This is a genomic window from Streptomyces sp. W16, assembly GCF_033194735.1.
Taxonomy (GTDB): domain Bacteria; phylum Actinomycetota; class Actinomycetes; order Streptomycetales; family Streptomycetaceae; genus Streptomyces.
Window position 1 is genome coordinate 1 of sequence record NZ_JAWOAI010000509.1, and the last position, 6,850, is coordinate 6,850.

At 70.2% G+C, this 6,850-nt stretch carries 8 protein-coding genes; 3 read left to right on the forward strand and 5 right to left on the reverse strand.

Features of this window, described 5'->3' with window-relative positions; genetic code table 11:
- The 4 genes from R6V09_RS42020 to R6V09_RS42035 all read right to left on the reverse strand — a co-directional run.
- A partial coding sequence (locus R6V09_RS42020; RefSeq protein WP_317886752.1) for a sensor histidine kinase occupies nucleotides 1-1,108 on the reverse strand: 1,108 nt, incomplete at its 3' end.
- Nucleotides 1,109-1,193: 85 nt separating this feature from the next.
- Nucleotides 1,194-2,324 carry an ABC transporter substrate-binding protein gene (locus R6V09_RS42025; protein WP_317886753.1) on the reverse strand — a complete coding sequence of 377 codons (1,131 nt, stop codon included), beginning with the start codon at nucleotides 2,322-2,324 and terminating at the stop codon, nucleotides 1,194-1,196.
- A gap of 190 nt (nucleotides 2,325-2,514) precedes the next feature.
- Entirely contained in the window at nucleotides 2,515-3,261 is a 747-nt protein-coding gene (locus R6V09_RS42030; RefSeq protein ID WP_317886754.1) for a hypothetical protein, read from the reverse strand.
- Nucleotides 3,258-3,839: a TetR/AcrR family transcriptional regulator gene (locus R6V09_RS42035; RefSeq protein ID WP_317886755.1), complete on the reverse strand. Its 582-nt coding sequence runs from the start codon at nucleotides 3,837-3,839 to the stop codon at nucleotides 3,258-3,260. The genes R6V09_RS42030 and R6V09_RS42035 overlap by 4 nt, the downstream gene beginning before the upstream one ends.
- Before the next feature lie 159 nt (nucleotides 3,840-3,998).
- On the opposite strand from R6V09_RS42035, the gene R6V09_RS42040 reads away from it, so the two are divergent.
- Both R6V09_RS42040 and R6V09_RS42045 read left to right on the forward strand, forming a co-directional pair.
- Nucleotides 3,999-4,610 (forward strand): DUF2218 domain-containing protein, encoded by a 612-nt coding sequence (locus R6V09_RS42040; protein ID WP_317886756.1) that lies wholly within the window; start codon nucleotides 3,999-4,001, stop codon nucleotides 4,608-4,610.
- A gap of 118 nt (nucleotides 4,611-4,728) precedes the next feature.
- Nucleotides 4,729-5,910, forward strand: coding sequence for a permease (locus R6V09_RS42045; RefSeq protein WP_317886757.1), 1,182 nt, complete (start codon nucleotides 4,729-4,731; stop codon nucleotides 5,908-5,910).
- Here the strand turns inward: R6V09_RS42045 and R6V09_RS42050 are convergent.
- Nucleotides 5,907-6,467, reverse strand: a complete 561-nt coding sequence (locus tag R6V09_RS42050; RefSeq protein WP_317886758.1) for a glycosyltransferase — start codon at nucleotides 6,465-6,467, stop codon at nucleotides 5,907-5,909. The genes R6V09_RS42045 and R6V09_RS42050 overlap by 4 nt on opposite strands.
- Nucleotides 6,468-6,574: 107 nt before the next feature.
- Between R6V09_RS42050 and R6V09_RS42055 the strand changes: the two genes are divergently transcribed.
- Nucleotides 6,575-6,850 (forward strand): hypothetical protein (locus tag R6V09_RS42055; RefSeq protein ID WP_317886759.1); only part of this gene is annotated, 276 nt, incomplete at its 3' end.

The following is a 6,850-nucleotide window of genomic DNA, read 5'->3' on the forward strand; positions in this document are numbered from 1 at the left end:
CCGCGGGCAGCCCGAATCCGCGGTCCGCGCGGGCGCCGACCGCGAAGGCCGCGGCGGGGTCGAAGCCCAGCCCGTCGTCGCTCACTTCGAGTTCCACCCGGTCCCGGTGCCGCCGGTAGGTGACCAACACGCTCCCCGCGCGGGCGTGTTCGCGCACGTTCGCCAGCGTGCTCTGGGCGACGCGGAAGAGGGCGGTGGCCGTGTGGTCGTCGAGTACCGGCTGATGCGCGCCCACCGTGCGGAACTGGACGCCGGCTGCGGCGCCTTCGGTCCCCGATCGGGCGCACAGCAGACGCAGTGCGCCTTCCAGGCCCTCCTCGGCGACGGCGGCGGGAGTGAGATCGCGGATGATCCTCCGGGTCTCCGCCAGGTTGCCGCCCAGACCGTCGGCCACCGCGCGGACCCTGGTGAGTGCCTGGTCCGGCCGCTCGTCCCAGTCGCGCTGGGCCGCTTGGAGCAGCATCACGCTGCCGGCGAGTTCCTGGGCCAGCGTGTCGTGCAGGTCGCGGGCGATACGGGTCCGCTCCGCCAGCACACCCGCCGCACGCTGTTGCTCGGCGAGGGTGTCCCGCGTGTCCCGCAGCTCCTCCACGAGCCGCAGGCGGACGGCCGCGTCCCGCTGCTGGGTCCGGTAGAGGGCGACGGTCGCCCACACCGCCGCGGCGGGGACCAGCGCGACCTCGGGATCGAACCGGCCCGTGGACCGGACGAGCGACCCGACGAGTACGACGGTGATCACGGCCACCGTCACCACGGCGGCCCGTCGGCCGAGCACACGCAGGGCGGCGCAGGCGAGCGGAACGGCGCACCACACGTAGGCGGTTGTCAGCGGTGCCTGGGTGAGGAAGGTCAGGACGGTCCACAGCAGAACCAGTACGGGGACCCACGCGCGCCTGCCGAGCGACCCTAGCCGGTCCCACCACGTCAGCCCGGCCGCGTACACCAGTGCCAGCGCTCCGCTGACGCTCACGATGTACCAGCACAAGGGGACGTCGATCAGGGCGAGCCGGACGAAGCCCGCCCCGACGACGAGGAACAACGCGAGATGGGAGACGTGCTCCAGGGTGTGCCGACTGCCGCGAGCGGTCAGTGGAACGCGAGCGGACACGGCAGATCCCCTTGGGCCGAAAGATCCGGACAGGGCTCCCGAGTCTATCGACCACCTGTATGACCGGTGTGAACAGTGGGGTCCGTCACGCCCCCGGGTGGAGCCCCGGCCAGCCCGGCGTGGGATCGCCCTTCACCTCGCCGAAGTAGAGGGCGAAGGTCTGCTTCCAGCGCTCGATCGCCGCGCGGTCGGCCATGAAGCGGGGGAAGTCGTCGATGTGTGCGTTCGGGTACTCCCAGATCGGCTTCAGTCCCGCCGGGAGCGTGGTGTCGGTCCGTACCGACCAGCCGTTGAAGGACGCGCGCTGCTGGGCGTCGGACAGCTGCCAGCTGAGGTAGAGCTTGGCGGCCGTCTGGTTCCTGGCCTGCTTCAGGATCGCCGCGCGCTGGCCCCAGGCCATGAAGGGGTGGCCTTCGGGGACAACCCATTTCACGGGAGTCGTGGAGACCGGTGTGCCCGCCGTGGCGAGGCCGATCACCTTCTCCCCGCCGAAGACCGCGCCTATCGGGGAGTCGGCGCCGCGAGCGAACCGCACGTCCTGCCCGGCGAGCGCGGCGGCCCACTCCCAGCCGTACTGCTGCACGTACAGCGAGTAGAGGTAGAGGACCGCGTCGTCGTCGTGCGGGTACGGCGAGGCGATCTTCCCCTTCCACTTCGGGTCGACCAGTTCGAGCGGGGACTTCGGGGCGTCCGCGCCGACCGCGGCCACGTCGTACAGGAAGCTGAAGGCCACCGCGGCGATGGCGACCCAGGTGCCCTGCGGGTCCTTGAAGCCGTCGTGGACCTTCGAGAACCCGGCCGGCTTGTAGGGCAGCAGTCGGCCCTGTTCCTTCCAGCGCGTGAAGTCCTGCAGGGTCTGGAGTTGTACGACGTCGGGTACCAGGGTGCCGGTCGCGAACTGGTTGTCCACGCGGACGTCGTGGTACTTGCTGTAGTCGACGATCAGCGTCAGATCGATCTCGGGGAAACGCTTCCGGAAGGCGGCCTTGGTGGCGTCCTGCTGGGTCGGCGTGTCACCACCGGCGTAGATCACGAGCTTGCCACCGTCCGCGAGGGCGGCCCGGTACAGCTCGTCGAGCGTCCTGGTCTCCTCCCGCGACGACCGGAGGGACGGGGCAGCGGAGGCGGTCGTGGCCGTGGCACCGAGCACGCTCATTCCGAGGGCGGCACCGGCTCCGCCGGCAAGTACACGTCGTCTGCTGAGGAAGCTGGACACGCTGTGGGACCTCTCTGATGGGGGGCTCGAAGCCATGGGCTGCGCGGGCGGGAACCCGGCGCCATGGTCATTCGTGATTCTTCAGCCGCCCAGGGGGCGTTCGCGTCGTCCGTACGGGGCGAGGGATGCGCGAGAGGTTGAAGTCGCGTTCAACCGATCGGTTGAACGCGAAGCCGCCGATCCCCTCCGCTCAGTCGCGCGGCGGGGCCTGTGCCATGTCGCCGACCTGTCGTACCTGATCGATCGTCAGGCGACGGACGTCCCAGAGCAGTTCGGCCACGTCGACCGCCGCCGGGTTCCGGGGCGGGGGCCCGTCGGGGACGTCGACACCGGTGAGGACGGAGAGGGTGCCGACGGGAACACTCAGGACGGTCGAGAAGTCGGTCAGCAGGTCGGGCGTGAGTTCCTTACGGCCGCTGCCCACGGCTGCGTATGTGGACGCGGCCCAGTACCGGCCCGTCAGGCACAGAAAGGTCTGGGCGATCCCGGTCCAGCTCAGGTTGCGGTTGCCGGCCATGCCTATGAGCACACGACCAGGACCGCGCTCGAACCGTTCGTGCATCCGCGGTGTCCGAACCGGCTCCGTGCGGTTCTCCTGGGGCAGCGAACAGGCGAGTCGACGCAGTCGGCGCACGTGTTCCGGTGGCAGGACGACAGCGTCCTTCACGAGGCCCGCGACCAGCATTCCCGCCCGCGTGTCCAGCGGGGCCAGTTCGTCCGGTACCGGCACGTCCGCGATCACGAACAAGTCGGCGGCGTGCAGCTGCAGCATCGGCGCGAGCCTCCGGAGAAGCGAAGGGCTCGGCACCGCTCCCTCGAACACGGCACGGAGTTCGGGTTCCGGGATCGCCGCCGACCTCGACAGGTCGGCGATGTCCAGCTGCCGGTGACTCGCCAACCGGGCCAGCAACACGTCGAAGCCCGGAAGTCCCGTCATTCCGCGGCCGTCGGGCGCAGCCCCGCGAGGGTGACCGAGACGAGTCGTCGTGCCGCCGCCTTGGAGGGCAGGACGCCTGCCGCGGCGAGGGCGTGGAGGGAGTAGGTCGCCAGTTCGTCCGGGGAGACGTCGTCACGGATGTCGCCGGCCCGCACGCCCTCCGCCAGGAGTTCGCTCAGGAAGCGGTGGAGGTGTTGCTCGGCGCCGGCGACATGGGCGCCCCGGTGCAGCAGCGCGCCGAGTTCGGGGCCGTGGCCGTGGCGCCGTTGCTGGATGAGCGCGAACGCCTCCAGTACCGCTCGCAGCCGGTCGCCCGCGCTGCCGGGGCCGTCCCGGAGTTCGGCGAGTTCGTGCAGATGCCCGGTGATCTGCTCCTCGTGCCACGCCGTCATGATCGACTCGACGTCCGGGAAGTACTTGTAGAGCGTGGCCCGGCCGATCCCGCTCTCCTCGGCGATCTTCGACATCGTCACCGAGCGCAGTCCGCGTTCGGTCACCAGCACCGCCGTGGTCTCCAGCACCGCGTCGCGTACAGCGCGGCGGTGCTCCTCGATGGTCTCGTTCCAGAGCTTCGGCACCCCCTCAGCATACGCGTCGCCACCGTCGAGACATGATGCATTGACAGCGACAGAGTGTATCGATAAAGCTTCGGGAGGACGGCGGACGCGGACAGGACGCGGAGCCTCGCCGCCCGAACCCGCACCCGAACTCCCGGGTCCGACCGAACTGAGGAACCGATGCTCACCGCCGAAGCACGCGTCGCCACCGAACGCCCCGGCCGATACCTCGTACAGCTCTGCAAACACTTCGACAACAAGGGCCGCCACCTGGGTCACCGCCCGCGCGCCCACAGCACCGACGACGACGCCCGGTCCCCGACGACGCACACGCTTCCCGAGCTGCGGCCCGACCAGATCCACATCGAGTGGACGGACACCGATGGGACGCTCGACCTGCCCTGGGGGCGGTGCACCCTGCGGGCCACTCCGGGCGTGCTGACAGTGCACGTCGAGGCGGACACCCCGGAGAACCTGGGGCGACTACGGGACCTCGTCACCACACACCTGGGCAGGTTCAGCAGGCGGGACCCCTTGACGGTGGAGTGGCAGCCGTCCGAGGTGTCCGGCGAGGCGGTCGCAGTGCGCCAAGGGCGGGGCGGCCGGGCCCGGTTCGTGGCCATCGGCGTGGTGGTGATCGCCGTAGCCTTCCATCTGGCGCTCGGCGGAGCCGTCCTCACCCGGATGCCGTGGACCGGCTGGGTGGCGAGCTTCCTGGTGACGATCGTCGCGGTGAAGGCGGCTCTCGCGGGCGGGTTCGCCCTGCGCCGCCACAAGCGCCGCATCGAATAGGCCCCGCCACCCGGGGCAACATGCCCGATGTCACTCCCCCCGTCCGGTCGCAGTACATGCGCCGGATACCCCCTATGGGTATAGTCCTGGCCGACGGACACCGGAGAGGGGCGGGTTCATGGGAGCGATCGGGCACGCGTTGTCCATTGCCGGTTCGATGACTTGGGAGGTCACCTGGGCGCTGATCCTCGGCTTCACGCTCTCCGCCGTCGTGCAGGCGGTGGTGCGCCGGTCGACGGTCGTACGGCTGCTCGGTGACGACCGGCCGCGCACGCTCGCGCTGTCCGCCGGGCTCGGCGCGGCCTCGTCCTCCTGCTCGTACGCGGCCGTCGCGCTCGCCCGTTCACTGTTCCGCAAGGGCGCGAACTTCACCGCCGCCATGGCCTTCGAGATCGCCTCCACCAATCTGGTCGTCGAACTCGGCGTGATCCTGGCCCTGTTGATGGGCTGGCAGTTCACCGCCGCCGAGTTCGTCGGCGGGCCGATCATGATCGTCGTACTCGCCGTGCTGTTCCGGCTCTTCCTGCGTCAGCGTCTGCTGAACCAGGCGCAGGAGCAGGCCGAGCGTGGGGTGGCCGGTTCCATGGAGGGGCACGCGGCGATGGACATGTCGATCGGGGGCGAGGGCGGCTTCGTCCGGCGGTTGTTCTCGCGGGCGGGGTTCACGTCCGTCGCGCACATCTTCGTGATGGAGTGGGCCGCGATCCTGCGCGACCTGGTGGCGGGGCTGCTGATCGCGGGGGCGATCGCCGCCTGGGTGCCGGACAGCTTCTGGCACACGTTCTTCCTCGCGGACCATCCGCTCGCCGCGAAGCTGGTCGGACCGCTCGTCGGCCCCCTGGTGGCCATCGCGACCTTCGTCTGCTCGATCGGCAACGTGCCCCTCGCGGTGGTGCTGTGGAAGGGCGGCATCAGCTTCGGCGGGGTGATCGCCTTCATCTACGCCGACCTGCTGATCCTGCCGATCCTGAACATCTACCGGAAGTACTACGGCGCCCGGATGGCCGGCTTCCTGCTGGTCACCTTCTTCACCGCGATGGCTTTGGCCGGCTATGTCGTGGAGTTCGCCTTCGGCGGTCTCGGGCTCGTCCCTGACCAGGCCGACGCGAAGATCCCCGACGAGGGCATCACCTGGAACTACACGACCTGGCTGAACATCGTCTTCCTGCTGCTGGCCGCGAGTCTGCTCGTACGGTTCCTGCGCAGCGGCGGCCCGGCGATGCTGCGGATGATGGGCGGTTCACCGGATCACGGCGAGCCGGAAGAGGAGCACGCGCACCATCACCAGCACGACCACTAGATGATCTGCTCCAACAGGGGAACCGTCCGCTCGGGTCCCGGCAGCGTGTTGGTCTCCTCCGCGACCCGCTCGGCCGCACGACGGTAGGCGCCGTCGGCGAGCACCGCCGACACCGTCGTGCGCACTTCCTCCGAGGTGACGGTGAGCGGGTCCAGAACCTCGGCGGTCCCGAGGTCGAGGCATCGCCGCGCGTTGTACGGCTGGTCCGCGCCGACGGGGATCAGGACCGACGGCAGGCCGTGGGCGAGCGCGCCCATGACGGTGCCGGAGCCCGCGTGCGAGACGACCAGATCGCACCGCGGCAGAAGCAGCTCCTGCGGTATGAACCGTTCGACCCGGACATGGGCGGGCAGCGGCCCGAGCTCGGCGGGGTCGACGCTCTCGCCGACGGTCACCACCACGTTCACGGGAAGCTCCTGGAGTCCGGCCAGGACGCGGGAGAACAGGTCGGTGGTGTTGTTCACGGTGCCGAGGGTGAAGTACACGGTGGGTGTGCGGGGCGCCGTGTCGGCCGGGCCGGCGGTCGTCGGCCGGAACGAGAAGGTGTGGGCCGGCAAGGGGAGCGCGGGTCTCGGAAGCTCGGCGGGAACGGTGACAGGACCAGGTCCCGGTCCAGCATGGCGAGTTGGGGGTCCGGCGGCAGACCGTACGCGGATCGCAGCTCGTGCAGCGGCTCGGCGACGACTTCCTTGCGCAGAAAGCCCCCGGCAGCGAGCACGAGGACGGTCGCGCAGGGAATCGAGAGCGATTCGGCCGCGATCGCGGTGCCGAAGTCGACCTCGTCACGTACCAGGACATCGGGCTGCCACACACGGGCGAGTTCAAGAACCGCCGCCGCGTGCCGTCGTGCGCCGCGCCGGGCGAAGCCCTCTGCGAGGTGGCGGACATCCGCTTCCGGATCGGGTGTCCGCACCGTCCCGCGGTCCGCGGCCCGCGCGCG